The 20692-nt window shown below is 74.3% G+C and carries 16 protein-coding genes; 11 read left to right on the forward strand and 5 right to left on the reverse strand.

What is annotated here, in order from left to right; genetic code table 11:
- Position 1: 1 nt before the first annotated feature.
- Both FA014_RS01635 and FA014_RS01640 read right to left on the reverse strand, forming a co-directional pair.
- Entirely contained in the window at positions 2–307 is a 306-nt protein-coding gene (locus FA014_RS01635; protein ID WP_154727968.1) for an ArsR/SmtB family transcription factor, read from the reverse strand.
- Between the two features lie 74 nt (positions 308–381).
- The gene (locus tag FA014_RS01640; protein WP_230322782.1) at positions 382–1779 is read right to left on the reverse strand and encodes a transcriptional regulator; all 1398 of its coding nucleotides are present in this window, start codon (positions 1777–1779) and stop codon (positions 382–384) included.
- Positions 1780–2156: 377 nt separating this feature from the next.
- Here FA014_RS01640 and FA014_RS01645 point away from each other — a divergent pair, with 377 nt between their 5' ends.
- Together FA014_RS01645 and FA014_RS01650 are read left to right on the forward strand one after the other, a co-directional pair.
- Entirely contained in the window at positions 2157–3302 is a 1146-nt protein-coding gene (locus FA014_RS01645; protein WP_154727969.1) for a GNAT family N-acetyltransferase, read from the forward strand.
- A gap of 56 nt (positions 3303–3358) precedes the next feature.
- Positions 3359–3787 (forward strand): hypothetical protein, encoded by a 429-nt coding sequence (locus FA014_RS01650; RefSeq protein WP_154727970.1) that lies wholly within the window; start codon positions 3359–3361, stop codon positions 3785–3787.
- 4 nt (positions 3788–3791) lie between these two features.
- Here the strand turns inward: FA014_RS01650 and FA014_RS01655 are convergent, their stop codons facing one another.
- Positions 3792–4946, reverse strand: a complete 1155-nt coding sequence (locus tag FA014_RS01655) for a helix-turn-helix transcriptional regulator (RefSeq protein ID WP_154727971.1) — start codon at positions 4944–4946, stop codon at positions 3792–3794.
- A gap of 138 nt (positions 4947–5084) precedes the next feature.
- On the opposite strand from FA014_RS01655, the gene FA014_RS01660 reads away from it, so the two are divergent.
- On the forward strand, positions 5085–6479 hold the full coding sequence (locus FA014_RS01660; RefSeq protein WP_230322783.1) for an FAD-binding oxidoreductase: 1395 nt from the start codon (positions 5085–5087) through the stop codon (positions 6477–6479).
- 70 nt (positions 6480–6549) lie between these two features.
- On the opposite strand, the gene FA014_RS01665 is transcribed toward FA014_RS01660, so the two are convergent.
- Entirely contained in the window at positions 6550–6984 is a 435-nt protein-coding gene (locus FA014_RS01665) for a DoxX family protein (protein WP_154727972.1), read from the reverse strand.
- A gap of 53 nt (positions 6985–7037) precedes the next feature.
- On the opposite strand from FA014_RS01665, the gene FA014_RS01670 reads away from it, so the two are divergent.
- The 4 genes from FA014_RS01670 (at position 7038) to FA014_RS01685 (ending at position 10415) form a co-directional block, all read left to right on the forward strand.
- Positions 7038–7307, forward strand: coding sequence for an acylphosphatase (locus FA014_RS01670; RefSeq protein WP_154727973.1), 270 nt, complete (start codon positions 7038–7040; stop codon positions 7305–7307).
- A 147-nt stretch (positions 7308–7454) separates the two neighbouring features.
- Positions 7455–8189, forward strand: a complete 735-nt coding sequence (locus FA014_RS01675; protein WP_154727974.1) for an alpha/beta fold hydrolase — start codon at positions 7455–7457, stop codon at positions 8187–8189.
- A 175-nt stretch (positions 8190–8364) separates the two neighbouring features.
- Complete coding sequence (locus tag FA014_RS01680) at positions 8365–9078, forward strand: LytR/AlgR family response regulator transcription factor (protein ID WP_154727975.1); 714 nt, start codon at positions 8365–8367, stop codon at positions 9076–9078.
- Positions 9079–9080: 2 nt separating this feature from the next.
- Positions 9081–10415 (forward strand): ATP-binding protein, encoded by a 1335-nt coding sequence (locus tag FA014_RS01685; RefSeq protein WP_154727976.1) that lies wholly within the window; start codon positions 9081–9083, stop codon positions 10413–10415.
- 4 nt (positions 10416–10419) lie between these two features.
- Here the strand turns inward: FA014_RS01685 and glf are convergent, their stop codons facing one another.
- On the reverse strand, positions 10420–11604 hold the full coding sequence (gene glf, locus FA014_RS01690; protein WP_154727977.1) for a UDP-galactopyranose mutase: 1185 nt from the start codon (positions 11602–11604) through the stop codon (positions 10420–10422).
- A gap of 478 nt (positions 11605–12082) precedes the next feature.
- On the opposite strand from glf, the gene FA014_RS01695 reads away from it, so the two are divergent.
- The 4 genes from FA014_RS01695 (at position 12083) to FA014_RS01710 (ending at position 20672) form a co-directional block, all read left to right on the forward strand.
- Positions 12083–14488: a glycoside hydrolase family 3 protein gene (locus FA014_RS01695; protein ID WP_154727978.1), complete on the forward strand. Its 2406-nt coding sequence runs from the start codon at positions 12083–12085 to the stop codon at positions 14486–14488.
- Positions 14489–14579: 91 nt separating this feature from the next.
- The gene (locus tag FA014_RS01700) at positions 14580–14999 is read left to right on the forward strand and encodes a hypothetical protein (RefSeq protein ID WP_154727979.1); all 420 of its coding nucleotides are present in this window, start codon (positions 14580–14582) and stop codon (positions 14997–14999) included.
- 165 nt (positions 15000–15164) lie between these two features.
- On the forward strand, positions 15165–18158 hold the full coding sequence (locus tag FA014_RS01705) for a glycoside hydrolase family 3 C-terminal domain-containing protein (RefSeq protein WP_230322784.1): 2994 nt from the start codon (positions 15165–15167) through the stop codon (positions 18156–18158).
- A 111-nt stretch (positions 18159–18269) separates the two neighbouring features.
- The gene (locus FA014_RS01710; RefSeq protein WP_154727980.1) at positions 18270–20672 is read left to right on the forward strand and encodes a glycoside hydrolase family 3 C-terminal domain-containing protein; all 2403 of its coding nucleotides are present in this window, start codon (positions 18270–18272) and stop codon (positions 20670–20672) included.
- Positions 20673–20692: the final 20 nt, after the last annotated feature.

Raw genomic sequence — 20692 nt, forward strand, 5'->3', positions numbered from 1 at the left:
CTCAGGGCCTTTCCTCAGGGGTCTCGGCGAACGCCGCGGCGACGATCGCGGGGGTGACGCGCAGGTCGAACGGGACGACCTCGTAGTGCCGCAGCGCCTTGCCGTCCGGCGAGACGCTGTGGTGGCTGACGACCAGGCCGGCCTGCTCCAGCTTGGTGAGGTGGCCGTAGAGCAGCGGGCGCGACATGCCCAGCCGGCGGGCGAGCTCGCTGACGTGCACGCTCTGCTGCCCGAGCTCCGCGAGCACCCGCAGGCGCTGCGGGCTCGCGAGGGCGCCCAGCGCCTGCACCAGCTCGTCCACCGTCACGACCGACCTCCACGTGTCAGGAGAAAGTTACACGTGGAACCGCGGGCGCGTCCAGGAACGCTGCTGCGCCGGGGTCAGCGCCAGGGGTGCCGCGCGGGGCCGGCGCCCAGGCGGCGCACCAGCAGGTCCAGGCGCCCGGCCGCGCGGGCGTGCGCCGCGGAGCCGGGCGGCGTCAGGGCGACGAGGCGCTCCCACGCCTGCCAGTCCTCGGCGCCCTCCTCGCGGTCGAGCCAGCGCTCCAGGACGACCGGGTCGGTGGCGTGCAGCACGGCGGCCCGGGTGTCCGACGCCAGGGCGTCCCGCACCTGCTCGACGCCCGGCGCGCGCGACCGCGGCAGCACCGGCCCGGAGTACCGGTCCAGGGCGGCCCGCACGTCGCCCGCGGCCAGCGCCTCCCGTACGCCCGCGACGTCGGTGCCGAGCGGACCGGCGAGCCGGTACGGCCGCGACCGGTCGACCAGCGGCCCGGCGGCGCGCCGGAGCCGGGACACCTCGGCACGCACGGCGACGTCCGACATCGCGTCGGGGTGCAGCAGCACGGCGAGCTCGTCGGCGTGCAGGCCGCGCGGGTGCTCGGCGAGCAGGAGCAGCAGCTCCGCGTGCCGCAGCGACAGGGTGCGCGCCGGGGCGCCGGGGGCGTGCAGGATCCCGGAGCCGGGCCGGAGCACCTCGAGCCGGGCGGCGGGGGGTGCGTCGCCGCCGTCCGACCCGGCGAGGGCCGGGGCGTCGCCCGACGCCCCGGGGGTGGCCGGCCACCCGCCACCGACCGCCGTCGGCCACCCGGCCCCGCCCGCCGGTCCCGGGCCGCGCGCCAGCACCCGTGCCCGCAGGTCCGCCTCGACCGCCGCGGCCGTCGCCCGCACGAGCGACAGCATGAGCGCCGACGCCGCCGCGTCCCGCCCGGTGACGTCCAGCGCCCCCAGCGCCTGACCGGCGGGGTCCCGCAGCACCGCGGCGGTGCAGCTCCACGGCTGGACGGACCGCGTGAAGTGCTCCGCGCCGAGCACCTGGACGTCGTGGCCCGTCGCCAGCGCCGTGCCCGGCGCGTTCGTCCCGGCGTGCGCCTCGTCCCACCCGGCGCCCTCCACGAACCCGACGCCCTCGACGGCCCGCCGCACGCGCGCGTCGCCCGCCACCCACAGCAGCCGGCCGTCCGCGTCGGTGAGCGCGACGAGGAACCCCTCGGTGAGCGCGGCGTCGAGCAGCAGCCCGCGCACGACGGGCAACGCGTGCCGCAGCGGGTGCTCGGACCGGTAGGCGCGCAGGTCGGCGTCGGTCAGCGCGACGGGCGGGGCGGGCCGCTCGGGGTCGACGCCGCTGCGCAGGCTGCGCCGCCAGGAGTCGGCGACGAGGTCGCGGACGCCCGCGACCGCCCCGGTGCTGAGGAACCGTTCGTGGGCCGCGTGCAGGGCGCGGCCGCGCGCGAGGGAGCGCGCGTCAGGACGGAGCAGGTCAGGTTCCTCGCCCGGCACGGCCCACCCCCTCGACGTCGTCGTCGCGGGTCAGTGTCGCGCGCCCGGACCCGGGGCGCCAGGGTGCCGGGCGTCCCCGGCCGGTGCGCGGCCGGTCGCGCGGTCCCGGGACGGGCGGCGGCTGGTCCGACCGGGTGTCGACCGTTCGGGGGAACGCGCTTGCCGTCCGCGCCGGGCGCGCGAGCCGCGGGGTGGGTGTTCCGGACCTGCTGAGCAGGGGTGTCGCCCGCGGGGCGGCCGGGGCGCTGCCGCTGGCGGAGATCCCAGCCGAGCGGTCGCCAATCGGTTCACCCGGAAATGCACCCAAAACCGGACAAAGCGCTCCGTACGCTCACGCTCGGACACGCCGGGACCCGGCATGCCAGGGGGAGGACACCGTGCGGACCAGGCTGCTCGCGCTCGCCGACGTGACCGACGCGGAGGGGGAGACCTGGCACCGGCTGGCCGACCACGCCGCCGAGCCGAACGTCTACCTCGACCCGCGCTTCCTGATCCCGGCGCGCGACCGCGGCCGCGCGGCGGACGGGCTCCGGCTCCTGGTGGTGGAGGACGGCCCCGAGTGGCTGGCGGCGCTCGCGGTGACCACGAAGCCCTTCGCGCCGCGGCTGCCGCTGCGTGCTGCGACCACGGGCGGGCCGTTCATGACGTGGCACGCCGACCGGCACCACCCGCTGCTGCGGGCGGGACGCGAGGTCGAGGCGATCGGCGCGCTGCTGCGGGGCGCGCGGTCGGCGGGTCTCCCCGGGCTCCTGCAGCTGCAGCACGTGCCGCTGGACGGTCCGGTCGAGCGTGCCCTCGCCGCGGTGACGTCGGCCGACGGGATGGCGGTGCTGGAGCGCCGGCGCGAGGTGGCCGCCTTCGCGCCGCGGGTGGCCGTGGCGGTGCCGGAGGTGCCCGAGGGGCCGGGGCCCGTCGTCGACCCACCGCTCGCGTGGGACCACATGGCCACCGACGAGCGCCGGAACATGCGCCGCGGCGTCCGCGGGCTGGCGCGCGAGGCGGGCGGGCCGCTGGAGCTGCACGACGTCACCGACCGACCGGGCGCCGACGACGACTTCATCGCGCTGCAGGCCGCGGGCTGGAAGGGCGACGCCGGTCGGGGCGGCGCCGCGCTCGCGCTGGACCCGGTGGCCGAGCGGTGGTTCCGCGCCGTGGTCGGCGGGTTCCGGCGGGACAAGGACCTGCGGGTGGTCCGGCTCGCCGCGGGCGGGGCGACGCTGTGGACCGGCTACGCGCTGCGGTCGGGCACGGCCTGGTTCGGCTTCCTCGACGCGTACGCCGAGGCGCACCGGCGGTACAGCCCCGGGTCGGTCGGCCGGGTGGCGAGCATGACGTACCTGCTCGCGACGACGGACGCCCCGTTCTTCGACCCGGCGTTCGACTCCCGGTACGCCACCGGCGCCCGGATCTTCCCGTCGACCCGCACGCACGTCGACCTGCTCGTGGCCACCGGCGGGCCCGTGGCCGCCGCCGTGCTCCGCGCGGTGCCGTCGGCGCGCCGCCTGGGCCTGGTCCCGGACTGACGGGCACGGCCCGCGCGCCCGCCGCGGCGCGGGAGCCCGCGTGGGACGCTGGGGTCGTGAGACTCCGCCGCCCCGTCGTGGCCGCCGAGGTCCCGTCCGGCTTCCACGCCGCCGAGGCCCGCGCGCTGCAGGTCGCCCTGACGCAGGTGCTGACCGGCGTCGAGCGCGCCGCCGACCGGCCCGTGCCCGTCGACGTCGTGCTGGAGGCCGGCCGGGACGACGCGGTCGTCGTGGTGTGCCGGAACCGGGTCGTCGGCTTCGTGCCCGCCGCGCACGCCGCGGGGCTGCGCGCCCAGGTGGACCGGGCCGGCCGCCGGACGCACGTCGTGGCGCCGGCCACGGTCGCACGGCACGACGGGCTCTGGCACGTGTGGGTCGGCCCGGAGCCCGAGGGCGGGGTGCCGCCGGTGCCCGACGGCCTGGACACGCTGCCGGAGCCGCAGGCGACCGTCCTGGGCGTGCCGCTGCGCCGCGACGGGTCCTGACGGCTCACGCCCCCGCGAAGAAGCCGGCCGGCGCGATGCTGTCGCCGAGCCGCGGCGCGTAGTGGTCGAAGAACACCCGCGCCACCAGCTCCCGCCGGCTCCCGACGCCGGCCTTCTCGAACACCGCCTTCAGGTGGTCCTGCACCGTCCACGGCGACAGGTGCAGGGACCGGCCGATCTCCTGGGTGCTCTCGCCCTGCAGCACGGCCGCGACGACGTCCTGCTCCCGGCCGGTCAGCCCGAAGGCGGCGACGACCAGCGGCACGATCTCCGGCGGCCGGGCCTGCTCGATCGTGACGACGACCTGCGGCGGTCCGCCCGCCGGCCCGGTGAGCGGCGCCGCGTGCACGACCAGCCACTCGCCCGCCGGGGTGCGCACCCGCAGGCGGGGCACGGTGCCGCGCCGTCCGCTGCCCAGGGCGCGCGCGGCGGCGGTGATGGCGGCGACGGCGTTGGGCAGCGCGCCCCACCCGCACCCGCCGAGCTCGGCGATCCGCGCCTCCGCCGCGGGGCTGAGCCGGCTGACCGAGTCGTCCGCCTCGACGACCAGCACCGCCGGCCCCGACACGCCCGCGGTCCCGTGCCCCGCCCGCGGTGCCGCGTCCGGCGCGCCCTCCGGCCGCGACGCGACCGCCGTGACCAGGCCGGCCCGCACCCCGAGCGCGATCGTCCGGGACACCCGGCCCAGGAACTCGGCCTCCGCGGGGCTGAACCCGCCGGTCGCCCCGCTGCGGTACAGGGCGACCGCGGCCCACGGGGTGCCGTCGACCAGCGCGGCCGCCCGCATCTCGTGGTCGAGTGCCCAGTGCGGCACGAACACGTCGCGGTGCCTGCTGCTCCGCGCGGGGTCACCCCCCGTGTCGTCGGCGAGGATGCCGACCGGGCGCTCCCGTCGGGCGAGCGCCGAGAACAGGTTGACCTCGTCGGTCACGTACTCGTGGCGCAGGAACTCGGTGTCCATCTCGTCGCCCAGGTTCCGCTTCACCGACCCTGTGAGCAGGCCGGTGTCCGGGTCCACGGGGCCGATGCACGCGGCGTCGTAGGGGACCGCGGCCGCGAGCAGCTCGACCGCCCCCTCCACGAACGCGTGCCACTCCAGCCCCGACCGGGCCAGGGAGTCGAGCCCGCGCTGCACGGGCTCCGTCCGGAGCGTCGTCATGCTCCCGATGGTGCTCCTGTCCGGTTCGCCCGGAAAGGTCTATTTGTGCGGTGGCGCGCCGGCGTGGGAGGACCGCCCTGCGACCACCCAGGTTCCTGGGATACCGCGGGTGCCGCCGGTGCCGCGACGCTCGTGCGCATGGTCATGGAGATCGCGGCGCGCGAGCCGCTCGGCACCACCCTGCTCGACGAGCTCCGCACCGCGGTCGCCGGCGCCGTGCTCGGCCCCGGCGACCCCGAGTGGGACGTCGCTCGCCTGCCGTGGAACCGGCTGGTCGACCAGCAGCCGCTCGCCCTGGTCATCGCCGCGGACGCCGCCGACGTGGCGGCGACGGTGCGGTGGGCCGCGCGGAACGGGGTCACCGTCAGCGCCCAGCCCAACGGGCACGGTGCCAGCGCCGCGCTCGACGGCACCGTCCTGGTGCGGACCGCGGCGCTCGACGACATCTGGGTGGACGCCGACGCCCACGTCGCCCGGGTGGGCGCGGGGGTGAAGTGGGGCGACCTGCAGACCGCGCTGGACGGCACGGGCCTGACCGGGCTGGTCGGCTCGAACCCCGACGTGACCGTCGTCGGGTACAGCCTGTGCGGCGGGCTGTCCTGGTTCAGCCGGGCGTACGGCGCGGGCGCCGGGTCGATCCGGGCGGCCGAGGTCGTCGACGCCGCCGGGGAGCTGCGCTGGGTGCGGCCGGACGACGCCGCGGACGCGGACCTGCTCTGGGCGCTGCGCGGGGGCGGCGGGGAGTTCGCGCTCGTCACCGCGCTCGAGCTCGACCTGCACCCGGCACCGCGGATCTACGGCGGCCTGCTCGGCTACCCGGCCGAGGCCGCGGGGTCCGTGCTCCGGGCGTTCCTGGACGTCACGCGCGCCGCGCCGGAGGAGCTGACCGCGTGGTTCACGCTCATGCACCTGCCGGACGCCCCGTTCGTCCCGGCGGAGATGCGCGGGCTGTCGCTCGCCGTCGTCACCGCCACCTACCTGGGCGACCCGGAGTCCGCCGAGCGGCTGCTCGCCCCGCTGCGGGCCGCCGGGCCGGTGCTGCGCGACACGCTCCGGAGCGTCGCGCCGGGGGAGGTCGGGCTGCTCGCCGAGGAGCCGGTCGACCCGGTCCCGGCCGTCCTCGCGGGGACCCGGTTGCACGGCTTCGACGACGACGCGGTGGACGAGCTGCTCCGCGTCGCCGGCGCCGGCAGCGGCACCCCGCTGCTCCAGGTGCAGCTGCGGCACGTCGGCGGGGCGCTCGCCCGGGAGCGGGTGCCCGCCGCCGCCGGCACCGCGGACGAGCCCTACCTGCTCACCGGCCTGACGATCGTGCCGAGCCCGGACCTCGCCCCGCTGGTGTCGGCGGCGCTCGACCAGCTGTTCACGACGTTCGCGCCCTGGAGCACCGGCACGGCGCCGCTCACGTTCCTCGACCGCGACGAGTCGATCCGGCGGGCCTACCCGGCCGCGACGATCGACCGGTTGCGGGCCGTCAAGGCCGCGGTCGACCCCGCAGGGACCTTCCGGGGCAACCGCCCGGTCGACGCCTGACGCGCACGGCGTGCGGGCCGGTCCCCGGCAGGGGGGTGGACCGGACCGCGCGCCAGGGCCTCCGTGCCCGTCACCGCCCCGCGGACCACGCCCACCGGATGAGCGGCCACTGCAGCGGCAGCCGCGCGAGCGTCACGGCGGCGCGGACCGCCCGGTCGCGCGACCGGTGGCGCGCCAGGCCGCCGACGCCGTCGACCGCCATCTGCACGTTCGCCGGGAAGACCGCGGCGAGCAGCGCGGCGCTCGCGGGACCCGCGACCCGGCGGGTCGCCGGGACCGCCAGGCCGGCGGCGCACGCGAGCTCCGCCACGCCCGAGGCGAGCACGAGGCCCCGCGGCCGGGGGAGGACGCGGGGCACGGCCGGCTCGAACACCCGGGGGCGGACGAGGTGGACCACGCCCGAGACGAGGAACGCCGCGGCGACGACCCGGGCGCCCCGGCCGAGGGGGCGGACGGCGGACGGGGCGGCGGGCCGCGGCGTGGCGGTCGGGAGGCGGCGGGTCACCCGGACATCCTCGCCGGGTGCGCCGGCGCGGGCACCCGGGCCAGACTGGGGCGATGACCGCACGTCGCGTCGTGGTGCACGGACAGGTGCAGGGGGTCGGCTACCGGGCGTCGATGGCCGCGGAGGCCCGGCGGCTCGGCGTCGTCGGCTGGGTGCGCAACCGCGCCGACGGCACCGTCGAGGCGCTCGCCGAGGGCCCGGAGGAGGCGGTGGCGGCGCTGGTCGCGTGGGCCCGCAGCGGCCCGCGGTTCGCCGACGTGGAGCGGGTCGAGGAGCGCGACGCCGACCCGGAGGGCGGCTCGGACTTCACGATCGCGAGCTGACCCCGCGCCCGCTCCGGACGCCGAGATCGGCCGTTCCACCCGAGATCGGCGCTCGTGAGCACCGATCTCGGCGAGAAGCACCGGTTTCGGCGGGAAGCACCGGTCTCGGCGCGCGCGTGTGTCGGGGGTCACGTCTACGGTCGGAGCATGAACGTCGTCCTGATCCCGGGTTTCTGGCTCGACGCGTCCTCCTGGGCGCCGGTCTCCGCGGCCCTGGAGGCCGCCGGGCACACCCCGCACCCCGTGACGCCGCTCGGCGCCGGTGGTGCGGCGGACGAGGTCGCGAGCATCACGCTCGCCGACCAGGCGGCCGCGGTCGTCGCCATGATCGACGGCATGGACGGCCCGTTCGTGGTCGTCGGCCACAGCGGCGGCGGCGCGGTGGCGCACGCGGTCGCCGACGCCCGGCCCGACCGGGTCGAGCAGGTGGTCTACGTCGACAGCGGCCCGCTGGGCGAGGGCGGCGCCGTCAACGACGAGCTGCCGGTGGTCGACGGCGTCGTACCGCTGCCGGACTGGGGCGTGTTCGAGGAGGAGGAGCTGGAGGGGCTGACGGACCAGATCCGCGCCGACTTCCGCGCCCGCGCGCTCTCCGTCCCGCCGCTGGTGGCCAACGGCGCGCAGCGCCTGCACGACGAGCGCCGGTACGACGTCCCGGTCACGCTCATCACGTCGACCATGCCGGAGGCGGTGCTGCGCGACCTCGTGGCCAAGGACCACCCGTACGTCCGTGAGCTCGCGCGCATCAAGGACGTGACGGTCGTCGAGCTGCCGACCGGGCACTGGCCCCAGCTCAGCCGCCCGGACGACCTGGCCGCGGCCGTCGTCGCCGCGGTGCAGGGAGAGGCCGACGCCGAGGAGGCCATGGCCGTCCCGACCTGAGCCACCCCGCCCGCCTGCATGGATGACATGTCAGGCGCCCGTCACCTACCATCGGCCGCGACCCGCCGGAGCCGCGGGCCGCGACAGGGGACCGCGGCACGCCACGCCGCTCCGGGTGGGGCGACGGCCCGCGCCGACCCGCGGGTAAGGCAGGCGGACCCCGGGGAACGGCACCGTGATCAGGATCGGCATCGTCGAGGACGACGCGGCGAGCGCCGCGCTGCTCCTCGACCACCTCCGTCGGTACGAGAAGGACCACGGCGAGCAGTTCGACGTCACCCGGTTCAGCGACGGCGCGAAGGTGGTCGCGGGCTACCGCCCGGTGTTCGACATCCTCCTGCTCGACGTCGAGATGCCCGAGCTCGACGGGTTCAGCGCGGCCGAGAAGATCCGGCAGGTGGACCGGGACGTCGTGATCGTGTTCATCACGAACATGACGCAGTACGCCATCAAGGGCTACGAGGTCGACGCGCTCAGCTACGTCCTCAAGCCGGTGCCGTACTTCGCGTTCTCCCAGGAGATCAAGCGCTCGATCGCGCGGCTGCGCCGTCGCTCGTCGGACTACCTGCTGCTGACCGTCGACGGCGGCCTGGTGCGGGTGGCGACCGACGACATCGTGTTCCTGGAGTCGGCGAAGCACCGCACGACGGTGCACACGGTCGACGGGCGGTACTCGGTGGTCGGGCCGCTGAAGTCGCTGGAGGCGGAGCTGGCGGGCAAGAGCTTCTTCCGCAGCAACAGCGGCTACCTGGTGAACCTGCGGCACGTGCTCGGCGTGCAGGGCAGCAGCGCGCTGATGGTCGGCGGCCACGACCTGCTGATCAGCCGGCCGCGCAAGAAGGCGTTCCTCGCGGCGCTGACCGACTACCTCGGGGCGCGGCACGCGTGATCATGGAGACGCTCCCGGACATCCCGCGGGTCCTCACGGGCATCGCGGAGTGGGCGGCGTGCCTGATGTACGTGCTGCTGCGCAGGCGCCGGCTCCCGGTCCGCCGGCTGGTGCTGGTCGCGGGGATCGCGCTCGGCGTGCTGGTCGGGGTGCAGGAGCTCGCGGACAGGCTCCCGCTGTCCCTGTGGTCGCTGGGCATGGCCACGGCGGTGGCCGCGATGTTCGCGTTCATCGTGACGGCCGCGCGGGTGTCGGCCCGGGACGCGGGGTACTTCGCCGCCCGCGCGCTGGTGCTGGCCGAGCTGGTCGCGGCCGCGCACTGGCAGATGCACTGCTTCTTCTTCCTGCCCGAGGACCGGCCGGGCGTCGGGTGGCAGGTCGCGTTCGGCGTGGTGATGTACGCGGCGTCGTTCGTGCTGGTGTACCTGATCGAGACCCGGCACTTCCGCCCGGCGCAGCCCCTGGAGGTGTCGTACGGCGAGCTCGCCTCGGCGGTGGCGATCGCGCTGGTGACGTTCTTCATGAGCAACATCAGCTTCCTGAACGCGAACACGCCGTTCAGCGGGCGGCTCGGGCTGGAGATCTTCTACATCCGCACGCTGGTCGACCTGTGCGGGTTCGTCGCGCTGTACGCGCAGCAGGGGCAGCGGCTGCAGCTCCGCGCACGGGCCGACGTGAAGGCGGTCGACGAGATGCTGCGCCGGCAGCACGAGCAGTACCTGCAGTCCAAGCGGAGCATCGAGGTCGTCGACCGGAAGTACCACGACCTCAAGCACCAGATCGCGGTGATCCGGGCCGAGGGCGACGAGCGCAAGCGGGCGTCGTACCTGGACGACCTGGAGGCCAGCGTGTCGGGGTACGCCGCGCAGGCGCGCACCGGCAACGGGGTGCTGGACGTCATCCTCACGTCCAAGAGCCTGGAGTGCGCCGAGAAGGGCGTCGACCTCACGTACGTGGCGGACGGCGCGACGATCGACTTCATGTCGGCCATGGACGTGTCCGCGGTGTTCGGCAACGCCCTGGACAACGCGATCGACGCGGTGATGGCGGTGCCGGACCCGGAGAAGCGGCTGATCAAGGTCGCGCTCTACGCCACCGGCGGGTTCGTGCTGGCGACGTTCGAGAACTACTTCGCGGGCACCCTGAAGACGGAGGACGGCGCGATCGTGACCCGGCGCGCGGACCGCGACCGGCACGGGTACGGGCTGAAGTCGATCCGGTACACGGCGGAGAAGTACGGCGGGTCGATGACGGTGAGCGCGGAGGACAGCTGGTTCGCGCTGCGCATCCTGCTGCCGGTCCCGGCGGCCAGCCGGCCGGAGGCGCTCGCGCGCTGAGCGCTCAGCCCAGCGCCACCCGCGCCGCCAGCGTCGGCGCCGACCGCTCCAGCACGGCCCCGCTCGTCCACAGCGACAGCGCCGACGCGATCGCCATGTGCATGTCCAGGTACAGGTACGACCCGAGCCGCCCGCCGAAGTGCACGTCGGGCTCGCCCTCGGCGAGGTCGCGGTAGGCGCGCAGCCGCTCCCGGTCCTGGGGGGTCGCGACGGGGTAGTACGGCTCGTCCCCGGGCAGCGCGAACCGGGACCGCTCGCGCATGACGACGGTGCGGTCCTGCGCGTGCCGGTCCTCGCGCTCGGGGTGGTAGTGCCGGAACTCGTGCACCCGGGTGTACGGCACGTCGAGGTCCGCGTAGTTCATGACGCTCGTGCCCTGGAAGTCGCGGACCGGCAGCACCTCGGTCTCCAGGTCGAGCGTGCGCCACCCCAGGGGCCCGGCGTGCTCGTCGAAGTACCGGTCGACCGGGCCGGTGTAGACCACGGGCACCTGCCCGCGCACGGCGGCCCGGCTGAACGGCTGCGACGCGTCGAAGAAGTCGGTGCCCAGCCGCACGTCGATGCGCGGGTGCGCGGCCATCGCCTCGAACCACGGGCCGTAGCCGCGGGTGGGCAGCCCCTCGTAGGTGTCGGCGAAGTACCGGTTCTCGTAGGTGTACCGGACGGGGAGCCGGGCGATCACGGAGGCGGGCAGCTCGCGCGGGTCGGTCTGCCACTGCTTCGCGGTGTAGTCGCGGATGAACGCCTCGTACAGCGGGCGCCCGATGAGGGAGATCGCCTTGTCCTCGAGGTTGGTCGGGGCGCCGCCCGCCAGCCCCTCGGCGGCCTGCTCCGCGACCAGCGCCCGCGCCGCCTCCGGCCCCATCGCGGTGCCGAAGAACTGGTTGAGCGTGCCGAGGTTGATGGGCAGCGGGTACACCGTGCCCGCGTGCGTGGAGTAGACGCGGTGCCGGTAGCCGGTGAACGCGGTGAACCGGCGGACGTAGTCCCAGACCCGCTCGTTCGAGGTGTGGAAGATGTGCGACCCGTACCGGTGCACCTCGATGCCCGTCTCCGCGTCGACGCTGCTCCAGGCGTTCCCGCCGAGGTGGTCCCGCCGGTCGATGACGGTGACCGACAGGCCGGCCTCGGCCGCGCGCTCGGCGACCGTCAGGCCGAACAGCCCGGCGCCGACGACGAGCAGGTCCATGCGGGTTCCTCGGGGGACGGGGCCGCGGTGCGGCCGGGTGGCGGGGCGAGCGCCCCGAGTGTATGGGGCGCGCGAGAGCCCCCGTGGCGACGGCCGACGACCCGCGCAGTCTGTGCACCGGAAACGACAGATCGTGCACGTCACCGGGCCGTGCCGACCCCGTCCCGGCCGGGTCGGCTCCCTGCCGACCCCCCTCGTCACCACCCCGCCTGCACCCCGTCCCGAGACCGCTCCGTGATCCGCCTGTGACCTTGCTGACCGTTTGTGGACCCGAACCGACAGTCTTTCGACGCCCCGGTCCCGGGCTCTCGCCGCCCTGGTCGACTGGGGCCCGCGACCGCAGGACGAGGACGTCGAGTTCACGGGTCGCGATCGGTTCTCCAGGTGCGCTGTGTCGCGCACAGGACGCCGGCACCGCCCGACGAGGGCGCGGCGCCGGCGGCGCGCGAGCAGAGCCGCGAGATGACAAGGAAGGTCGATGAAGACAACCATCACGGTGCGACGGCGCAACGGCGGGTACGTCAAGGGTGCGGCGGCGGTGGCGGGTCTCGCCCTGCTCGCCCTGACCGCGTGCTCCCCCTCCTCGTCGGACGAGGACAGCTCGGCGGGCAGCTCCTTCACGACCCGGGAGGTGACCGACGGCAAGACGGAGTTCGTCGTCGTCACGAACCCGGGCGACGGCCCCGTGCTGTCCTACGGCAAGGACAGCGGCGTCGAGCTCCTCACCGAGGAGGTCGACGGCAAGGAGTACGCCTTCAAGGACATGAACGGCAACGGCGAGCTCGACGTCTGGGAGGACTGGCGCGAGGCGTCGGAGGACCGCGCGGCGGACCTGGCGCAGCACCTGTCCAAGGAGCAGATCGCCGGCCTGATGCTGTTCAGCTCGCACGAGCGCTCGCCCGCGGACGGCCTCACGGACGCGCAGAAGGAGTACATGGCGGAGTCGCGGCTCCGCAACGTGCTGAACGCGGGCCCGAACGACGTGGAGGCCAACGTCACCTGGTCGAACCAGCTCCAGGAGTACGCCGAGGAGCTGGCGACCGAGGACGAGCCGTACGTCCCGGTGAACTTCTCCTCCGACCCGCGGTCCACCGCCGAGTCCGGCGGCAACTACAACGCGTCCGGCGACATCTCGCGCTGGCCGTCCCACCTGGGGCTGGCGGCGACGTTCGACACCGACACGATGACGGCCTTCGCGCAGGCGGTCTCGGCCGAGTACCGCGCGCTCGGCGTCGGCACCGCGCTGAGCCCGCAGATCGACCTGGCGACCGACCCGCGCTGGCTGCGCGTCGACGGCACGTTCGGCGAGAACGTCGAGCTGGCGTCCGCCATGGCGACGGCCTACGTCGACGGCTTCCAGACGACGGTCGGCAGCACCGGCGAGGACGGCTGGGGCGACGAGTCGGTCAACGCGATGATCAAGCACTGGGCCGGCGACGGCCCGGGCGAGGGCGGCCGCGAGTCGCACACCGAGGCCGGCAAGTACGGCGTCTACCCGGGCGACAACTTCGACGCGCACGCCGAGGTGTTCCTGGGCGCGATGGACGCGGCCGCGGTGATGACCGCGTACTCCATCGCCCTGGACGGCGAGGGCCAGCCGCTCGGCGGCGGGGACCGCATGGGCAGCGCGTACGACTCGTACCGCACCGGCCTGCTGCGGGAGAACTTCACCGGCGTGGTCGTGACCGACTGGGCCGTGACCGCGGGCGGCAGCACCGACCCCGACGCGATGATCGGCACCTCCTGGGGCGCCGACGACATGACCGTCGAGGACCGGCACTACGCGATCCTGAAGAACGGCGTCGACATGTTCGGCGGCAACAACGCGGTGGAGCCCGTGCTCGCGGCGTACGACATGTGGCAGGCGGACTTCGAGGCCGGCGAGAACGACGTCGACGCGCAGACCCGCTTCGAGGAGTCCGGCACCCGGATCCTGACCATGCTGTTCCAGCCGGGCCTGTACGAGAACGCCTACCTGGACCTCGACGAGTCGAAGGCCGTCGTCGCGAGCGAGGACAAGCTGGACGCCGGCTACCAGGCGCAGCTCGACTCGGTCGTGATGCTCAAGAACGACGCCGGCACGATCGCCGCCGCCGAGGCGGGGGACTGGGCGGACAAGACCGTCTACATCCCGCGCAACTTCGACACCGGCCAGGCCGGCCTGTTCGGCCCGGGCGAGTACTCCGAGGGCCCCGGTCTGACGGTCGAGATCGCGGAGGAGTACTTCGCGAAGGTCGTCACGGACGAGGCCGTGGAGGACGCGGACGGCAAGGTCACGAGCTACACCGCCCCGGACCTGTCCGACGTGGACCTGGTGCTGGTCGGCATGGACAGCCCGAGCTCGGGCGCCGTGTTCGCCAACTCCGGCCACGACGAGACCACCGGTGAGTGGTACCCGCTGTCGCTGCAGTACCGCCCGTACACCGCCGACGGGGAGAACGTCCGCAAGGTCTCGATCTCCGGCGACATCCTGGCCGACGGGACGCAGGAGAACCGCTCGTACTTCGGCAACACGTCGCGCACGTCGAACGAGTCGGACCTCGACGCGTTCGAGCGCGCCGTGGCCGCCGTCGAGGCGTCCGGCAAGGACATCCCGGTCATCACCGTCCTGAAGGCGAAGAACCCGACCGTCCCGGCCGAGTTCGAGGCGAAGTCCGACGCGATCCTGGTCGGCTTCGGCGTCAGCGACCAGGCGCTCATCGAGACCGCGATCGGCCTCAGCGAGCCGCAGGGCCGCCTGCCGATCGGCTTCCCGGCGTCCATGGACGCGGTCGAGAAGCAGCTCGAGGACGTCCAGGAGGACACCGAGCCGTACGTCGACGCGGCGGGCAGCTCGTACGCGTTCGGCTTCGGCCTGAACTACGCGGGCCCGATCGAGGGCTGACGCACCACCCCGCCCGCGCAGGCGGACCCGCCGTCAGGCGGACCCGGCCGCGGGGTGGGCCCGCGGCCAGCACCCACCAAGGAGCACAGAAGTGAAGCGCAACAAGGCCCTGACCTCCGCCCTCGGCGTCGTGGTCGCCCTCACCGGCGTCTTCGGCCTCACCGCCTGCGGCAGCGACGACGGGGGCAGCAGCACCAGCTCGTCCTCGGGCGAGCAGGCGGCGTCCGAGTCGGACATCGCCGAGGACCTCGAGAACGCCCGCACCGCCGTCGCCGACGCGCTGGCCGAGGACGACTCCTGGGCCCAGATCATGCTCGCGAGCGACGTCTCGGCGCCGACCGTCAAGTACGGCCTGCTCGTGGTGCCCTACACCGCCTCCGAGGCGGCCTCCCGCATCCAGGGGACCGTCAACATCGAGGACGGCAAGTACACGATCGACGGCGACTCCGCCGAGACCGGCCAGACCTGGCAGATCGACCAGGACGGCACCATCACCGAGGTCACCGAGTAGCCGCCCCGCCCGCCCGGCGCCCGGCCCCCGCGGGGGCCGGGCGCGGACCGGGTCCGCGGCGCGTGACAGTCCGTGCCGCGAAACCGACTGATCGTGCAGCCGCGCCGGACGGCCCCGATCGGCGCACCTAGCCTGATCGCCGGTCAGCACTCGAGGAGGAATGCAGTGAACGCCAGGGCGAAGAACGCCGATCGTGCGAAGAGGCCGATGTCGAACAAGAAGTACCTGTGGATCTGGGTGCCGGTGCTCTCGCTGGTCACCGTGGTCGCCGTGGTCGCGAACATCGCGCTCGTGGTCGCCGGCGGCTGGGTCGCCTCCCAGTTCGGCTCGGGCACGTACGAGTTCACGAACGCCGAGGAGTCGGCCGACTGGGACACCGAGTACTACAGCGCGGACTTCGACAGCATCGACGACGTCGACGCCGCCGCGAAGGAGCTCGTCGAGGAGATCTCCGGCGCGGGCATCGTCCTGGCGAAGAACCAGGGCGCCGCGCTGCCCCTGGCGGCCGGGTCCAGCGTGACCATGCTCGGCCGCGCGGCCGCGGACCCCGTGTTCGGCGGCTCCGGCTCCGGCTCGGTGGACACCAACTCGGCCGTGAACGCGCGCCAGGGCCTGGAGAACGCCGGCTTCACCGTGAACGACGCCGTGTACGGCGCGATCGAGGCGTACGCCGCCGAGAACCCTCGCGGCCACATCGAGATGGACAACCCGGGCGCGTCCAGCTACTACATCGGCGAGATGCCGGTCGACGGCTACGAGGCGCAGTCCTCGACGTTCGGCGACTACGCCGACGCCGCGGTCGTCTACATCGGCCGCCCCGGTGGCGAGGGCGGCGACCTGACCCGCGACATGTCCGACTGGGACGACAACGCGGAGCCCGGCCAGCACCAGCTCGAGCTGAACAAGGACGAGAAGGACCTGATCGAGCTCGCCAAGGCGAGCTTCGACACGGTCGTCGTCGTCGTGAACTCCTCGACCACCGTCGAGATGGGCGACCTGCAGGCGGACACCGGGGTCGACGCGATCCTGCTCGCCGGCTCCCCGGGCGCCACCGGCCTGAACGCCGTGGGCACCATCCTGTCCGGCGAGGTGAACCCGTCCGGCCGCACCTCGGACCTGTGGGCCGCGGACTTCACCGCGGACCCGACCTTCGCGAACTTCGGCGGGTTCCTCTACGACGGGCTGTCGGTGTCGTACCCGGTGTCCGCGGTCGAGACCGCGACGTCGAACGCGACCGTCACCGACGAGGCGCCGTTCGTGAACTACGCCGAGGGCATCTACTTCGGCTACCGCTACTACGAGACCGCCGCGGCCGAGGGCTTCCTCGACTACGACGAGGCCGTCGTCTACCCGTTCGGCTACGGCCTGTCGTACACCGACTTCGCCTGGACCGTCACCGGCACCCAGGCCGGCGAGGTGGACGGCACCATCGCCGTGACGGTCGACGTGACCAACACCGGCACCGTCGCGGGCAAGGACGTCGTCGAGCTCTACTACACCGCGCCGTACACCCCGGGCGGCATCGAGAAGTCCGAGGTCGTCCTCGGCGACTTCGCCAAGACCGGCGTCATCGAGCCGGGCGCCAGCGAGTCCGTGACCCTGGAGCTGCCGGTCGAGGACATGGCGTCCTACGACTACGCGGGCGAGCAGGCGTACGTCCTCGAGGCCGGCGACTACACGATCTCGGTGCGCACCGACTCGCACACGGTCGCCGCGGGCACCGAGCCGATCACCTACACCGTCGACTCCGACGTCGTGTACTCCGGCGAGAACCACCGCTCGACCGACCTGGCCGAGGTCACCAACCAGTTCGACGACGTCTCGGCGCAGTTCAGCACCGAGCCGGGGGACGGCGCGATCGTGCCGATGTCCCGCGCGGACTTCGCCGGCACCTTCCCGACCGCGCCGACCGGCGACCAGCTCGTCGCGAGCGACGCCGTCGCCGAGGGCTTCGCGGCCTGGGACGTCGACGCCGAGGCGGACGCCTTCGACGGCGACATGCCCACGACCGGTGCGAGCACCGAGCTGTCGCTGATCGACCTGCGCGGTCTGCCCAAGGACGACCCGCAGTGGGACGAGCTCCTCGACTCGCTGAGCGTCGGCGACATGACCGACATGCTGCTGAACGGCGCGTACCAGACCGCCGCGATCGGCTCCATCGGCAAGCCGCAGACCACCGAGCCCGACGGCCCGGCCGGCTTCTCGTCCTTCATCAACTCGTCGATCAACGGCGTGGCCTACCCGTCCGAGTTCCTCATCGCGCAGACGTGGGACGTGGACCTGGGCCGCGCGATGGGCGAGATGCTCGGCAACGAGGCGATGTTCAAGGACATCAACGGCTGGTACGCCCCGGCGGCCAACCTGCACCGCTCGCCGTTCGCGGGCCGCAACTTCGAGTACTACTCGGAGGACCCGTTCCTGTCCGGCCTGATGATGACCTCGGTCGCCGACGGCGCGGCGGAGAAGGGCGTCTACACCACGCTCAAGCACTTCGCGCTGAACGACCAGGAGACCAACCGGGTCAACAACGGCATCGCCACCTGGGCGACCGAGCAGACGATCCGCGAGATCTACCTCAAGCCGTTCGAGATGGCCGTCAAGAACATCTCGATGGAGGTCCCGTACCTCGCCGACGACGAGGGCACGATCGAGACGACCACGGTCGGCGCGACCGCGATCATGAGCTCGTTCAACCGCATCGGCGCGACCTGGGCCGGCGGCTCCGAGGCGCTGATGACGGACGTGCTGCGCGGGGAGTGGGGCTTCGAGGGCTTCGCCATCTCGGACTTCAACCTCTACCCGTACATGAACCCGAACCAGTCGATCAGCGCGGGCACCGACCTGACCCTGACCTTCCAGCCGTCGAAGTCCCTCGCGGACACCTCCTCGGCCAAGGCGGTGTCGGACATCCGCGAGGCGACCCACAACATCCTGTTCACCGTCGCGAACTCCAACGCGATGAACGGGCTGGCGCCGGGGGCGACGGTCTCCTACACGCCCCCCACCTGGGTCTACATCCAGATCGGCGCGTCCGTCCTGGTCGGCCTGCTGGTCGTGGCCGGCGCGCTGATGGTGACCCGGCGCGTCATCCGGCACCGGAGGACCGCCGAGCCGGCAGCGCCGCAGGGCGACGCCGAGCCGGTCTCCGCGGGGCACTGACCCGCGCAGACGCCCCGCCGGGCCGGCAGTGCCCACCACTGCCGGCCCGGCGGCCGGGGCCGCACAGGCCCCGTCGAACCGCAGCCACCGCGCACCACCGCCGAGGACGTCATGATCGAGAACCTGACCCTGCTGGAGAAGGCCGCCCTGCTGACCGGCAAGACGGTCTGGGAGACCCACGACCTGCCGCGGCACGGCGTGCGGTCGCTCTGGCTGGCGGACGGGCCGCACGGGGTGCGCAAGCAGACCGGCGCCGCGGACCACCTCGGCATCGCCGAGTCCCAGCCCGCGACCTGCTTCCCGACCGCCGCGGCGGTCGCGAACACCTGGGACCCGGAGCTGGCCGAGGAGGTCGGGCGGGCGCTGGGCGCGGAGGCCGCCGCCCAGGACGTCGACGTGCTGCTGGGCCCGGGCCTGAACATCAAGCGCTCCCCGCTGGGCGGGCGGAACTTCGAGTACTTCTCCGAGGACCCGCTGCTGGCCGGGCGGATGGCCGCCGGGTACGTGCGCGGGATCCAGTCGGCCGGGGTGGCGGCCTGCCCGAAGCACTACGCGGCGAACTCCCAGGAGCTGCGCCGGATGGCGTCGGACTCCGTGGTGGACGAGCGGACGCTGCGGGAGATCTACCTGACCGCGTTCGGCATCGTGGTCGAGACCGCGCGGCCGCGGACGATCATGTCGTCCTACAACCTGGTCAACGGCACGTACGCCCACGAGGACCCGTTCCTGCTCGGCACCGTGCTGCGGGACGAGTGGGGCTTCGACGGCGCGGTCGTGTCCGACTGGGGCGGCTCGAACGACATCGTGGCGGCCGCGGCCGCCGGCGGGACGCTGGAGATGCCCGCCGCCGGACTGGACTCCGTGCGGCAGCTCGTCGCCGCCGTGCGCGACGGCCGCCTGGCCGAGGCCGACCTGGACGCCCGGGCGGCCGAGGTGCTCCGCCTGGTGGCGGACGCCCGCGAGCCCGGGACGGCTGCGCCCGTCGACGAGGCCGCGCACCACGCGCTCGCCCGCCGCGTGGCCGCCCGCGCCGCCGTCCTGCTGAAGAACGAGGACGCGATCCTGCCGCTGGCCGCGGGGACCCGCGTCGCCGTGATCGGCGACTTCGCGCGCACCCCCCGCTACCAGGGTGCCGGCTCCTCGGCCGTGAACCCCACCCGGCTCGACTCGGTCCTGGACGTGATCGGCTCCTCGGGCCTCGAGATGACGTCGTTCGCCGCCGGGTTCCGGCGCAACGGGACCCCCGACGCCGCGCTCCGCGCCGAGGCCGTCGAGGCCGCCCGCGGCGCCGACGTCGCCCTGCTGTTCCTGGGCCTGGACGAGATCGCCGAGTCCGAGGGGCTGGACCGGGCCACCCTCGCCCTGCACGCCGCGCAGACCGAGCTGCTCGAGGCGGTCGCCGCCGTCAACCCGCGCACCGTGGTGGTGCTGTCGGCGGGCGGCGTGGTCGAGATGCCCTGGCTCGCCTCGGCGCGGGCGCTGGTGCACGGCTACCTGTCCGGCCAGGCGGGCGCGGGCGCGCTGCTCGACGTGCTGACCGGCGCGGTGAACCCCGCCGGGCGGCTGGCCGAGACCGTGCCGGTGCGGCTGTCGGACACCCCGACGGCGGACACCTTCCCGGGGCAGCAGCGGACCGCGGAGTACCGCGAGGGCCTGTTCGTCGGCTACCGGTACTACACGACCGCCGGGGTGCCGGTGACGTTCCCGTTCGGGTTCGGGCTGTCGTACACGACCTTCGCGTACTCGGGCCTGACCGCGACGGAGGAGTCCGCGACGGTGACCGTGACCAACACCGGTGCCGTCGCGGGCTCCGACGTGGTGCAGGTGTACGTGCGGCGCGAGACGCCGGGTGTGCACCGCCCGGACCGCACGCTCGCCGGGTTCGCCCGGGTCGAGCTCGCGCCGGGGGAGTCCGCCACCGTGACCGTCCCGCTGGGCGACGCCGCGTTCCGGCACTGGGGCCTCCGGACCCGTTCCTGGGAGGTCGAGCGCGGCACGTGGACCGTGCTGGCCGGTGCGAACGTCGCGGACCTGCCCCTCACGGCGGCGATCGAGGTCGCCGGGACGGTCCCGGCCAGCCACGACGACCCGGCGCCGGCCCGGTACCGGACCGGCGACGTGCGGCACGTGCCCGACGCCGACTTCGCGGCCCTGCTCGGCCGGCCGGTCCCGGCCGCGTCGTGGTCCGGGCCGCTGGGGGTCAACGACGCGCTGGGGCGGATGCAGACCGCGCGCAGCCCGCTGGCCCGGCTCGCGTACCGCGTGCTCGCGCTGCTGCGTGACCGCGCGGACCGCAAGGGCAAGCCGGACCTGAACATCCTGTTCCTGCTCAACATGCCGTTCCGGGCCATCGGGAAGATGACCAACGGCATGGTCAGCGCCGAGATGGTCGACGGCATCGTCCGCATCGTCAACGGCCACTTCTTCGCCGGCGCCGGCGCCACGATCCGCGGGTTCGTCCGCAACCGCCGCGCCAACCGCACCACCGCGCGCCGGCTGCGCGGCGACGCCTGACCTCCCGGAAGAGAGACCCG

This window comes from Cellulomonas hominis, from assembly GCF_005239125.1.
Classification (GTDB): Bacteria; Actinomycetota; Actinomycetes; order Actinomycetales; family Cellulomonadaceae; genus Cellulomonas; species Cellulomonas hominis_A.

Bases quoted from the DNA above. Each gene is read 5' to 3' on its own strand.
- FA014_RS01670 (WP_154727973.1), top strand. From the start codon at position 7,038: ATGACCGCACGTCGCGTCGTGGTGCACGGACAGGTGCAGGGGGTCGGC.
- FA014_RS01660 (WP_230322783.1), top strand. From the start codon at position 5,085: ATGGTCATGGAGATCGCGGCGCGCGAGCCGCTCGGCACCACCCTGCTC.
- FA014_RS01675 (WP_154727974.1), top strand. From the start codon at position 7,455: ATGAACGTCGTCCTGATCCCGGGTTTCTGGCTCGACGCGTCCTCCTGG.
- FA014_RS01685 (WP_154727976.1), top strand. From the start codon at position 9,081: ATGGAGACGCTCCCGGACATCCCGCGGGTCCTCACGGGCATCGCGGAG.
- FA014_RS01695 (WP_154727978.1), top strand. From the start codon at position 12,083: ATGAAGACAACCATCACGGTGCGACGGCGCAACGGCGGGTACGTCAAG.
- FA014_RS01710 (WP_154727980.1), top strand. From the start codon at position 18,270: ATGATCGAGAACCTGACCCTGCTGGAGAAGGCCGCCCTGCTGACCGGC.
- glf (WP_154727977.1), bottom strand. From the start codon at position 11,604: ATGGACCTGCTCGTCGTCGGCGCCGGGCTGTTCGGCCTGACGGTCGCC.
- FA014_RS01655 (WP_154727971.1), bottom strand. From the start codon at position 4,946: ATGACGACGCTCCGGACGGAGCCCGTGCAGCGCGGGCTCGACTCCCTG.